Here is a 1,675-nt window from a genome sequence, read left to right on the forward strand (position 1 = left end):
CACTCGCTCGAATGAACTGAGAGACAGAGACTTTGGACATCAAGCTGGGATACAAGGCGTCGGCGGAACAATTCGGACCACGCGAGCTCGTCGAGCTCGGCGTTCTGGTCGAAGAACACGGCCTCGACAGTGCGACCGTCAGTGATCATTTCCAGCCGTGGCGGCACCAGGGCGGGCATGCTCCGTTTTCGCTGGCGTGGATGACCGCGGTCGGTGAGCGGACTTCTCGTATTCAGCTGGGTACGTCGGTGCTGACGCCGACGTTCCGCTACAACCCGGCGGTGATCGCGCAGGCGTTCGCGACGCTCGGGGTGCTGTATCCGGAGCGGATCATGCTGGGTGTGGGCACCGGTGAGGCGCTCAACGAGATCGCGACCGGTTACCAGGGGGAGTGGCCGGAGTTCAAGGAGCGTTTCGCCCGGCTGCGTGAGTCGGTGGATCTGATGCGCGCGTTGTGGAGTGGTGATCGGGTCGATTTCGAGGGTCAGTACTACAACACGGTCGGCGCGTCGATCTATGATGTGCCGCCGGCGGGGATCCCGGTCTACATCGCCGCGGGCGGGCCGGTGGTGGCGCGGTATGCGGGCCGGGCCGGTGACGGTTTCATCTGCACCTCGGGTAAGGGGATGGACCTGTACACGGAGAAGTTGATGCCGGCGGTGACCGAGGGTGCGGAGAAGGTGGGTCGTACGCTCGGCGATATCGATCGGATGATCGAGATCAAGATTTCGTATGACACCGATCCGGAACTGGCGTTGGAGAATACGCGGTTCTGGGCGCCGTTGTCGTTGACGGCCGAGCAGAAGCATTCGATCACCGATCCGATCGAGATGGAGGCGGCCGCGGATGCGTTGCCGATCGAGCAGATCGCCAAGCGCTGGATCGTGGCCAGCGATCCGGATGAGGCGGTCGAGCAGGTCAAGCCGTATGTCGATGCGGGGCTGAACCACCTGGTCTTCCACGCTCCCGGCCACGATCAGCGCCGTTTCCTGGACCTGTTCGCACGCGACCTCGCCCCACGCCTGCGCGCATTGACCTGAGATTTCACGGCTCATGGCGTGCCCGCCGTAGCAGTAGGCGTGAAACCGACCGCTGCGGCGGCCGGCCTCCATCGCGACGCCGCCGGGGACTCTCGGTGGGGCACGTTTGAGTCCGGAGATCGCGGGTAGCACGGCGAGGACTTCGACGACCGAGCCGAGGAGCCGCGGTGGGTATACGTCAGTGGATCACGGAGTGGCCGGTCTACCGGCAGTTGACCGGCGACGACCCCCTCGGCAAGGCGGCCGCCGCGCAGTCCGGGCACAGTCGATCGTTGCAGGCCAGAACGACCGACGCCGACCGTGTCGTGACGTCGGTGTGCCCGTACTGCGGCGTGGGGTGTTCGCAGCGGGTCTACGTCAAAGACGAGAAGGTCGTTCAGATCGAAGGTAATCCGGACTCACCGGTCAGCCGCGGACGACTGTGTCCGAAAGGTGCGGCGAGCCTGCAGTTGACGACCGGGGAGGCCCGGCGCCATCAGGTCCTCTATCGGCCGCCGCACGCCACCGACTGGCAACCCATCGGTCTCGAGCGGGCGATGGATATGGTGGCGGATCGGGTGATCGCCACCCGGCGCGCGTACTGGCAGGACGAGGTCGACGGCAATCGCACCGCCCGCACGATGGGGATCGCGAGT

Annotated in this window: 1 protein-coding gene and 1 pseudogene; both read left to right on the forward strand. The window is 65.4% G+C overall.

Going from position 1 to position 1,675, the window contains the following annotated elements; all coding sequences use genetic code 11:
* Positions 1 to 32 precede the first annotated feature (32 nt).
* On the forward strand, positions 33 to 1,040 hold the full coding sequence (gene fgd / locus ACGF5C_RS34380) for a glucose-6-phosphate dehydrogenase (coenzyme-F420) (RefSeq protein ID WP_393308530.1): 1,008 nt from the start codon (positions 33 to 35) through the stop codon (positions 1,038 to 1,040).
* A gap of 167 nt (positions 1,041 to 1,207) precedes the next feature.
* A pseudogene (locus tag ACGF5C_RS34385) lies at positions 1,208 to 1,675 on the forward strand (formate dehydrogenase); the annotation flags it as partial.

It is taken from the genome of Micromonospora sp. NPDC047620, assembly GCF_043205005.1.
GTDB lineage: Bacteria > Actinomycetota > Actinomycetes > Mycobacteriales > Micromonosporaceae > Micromonospora.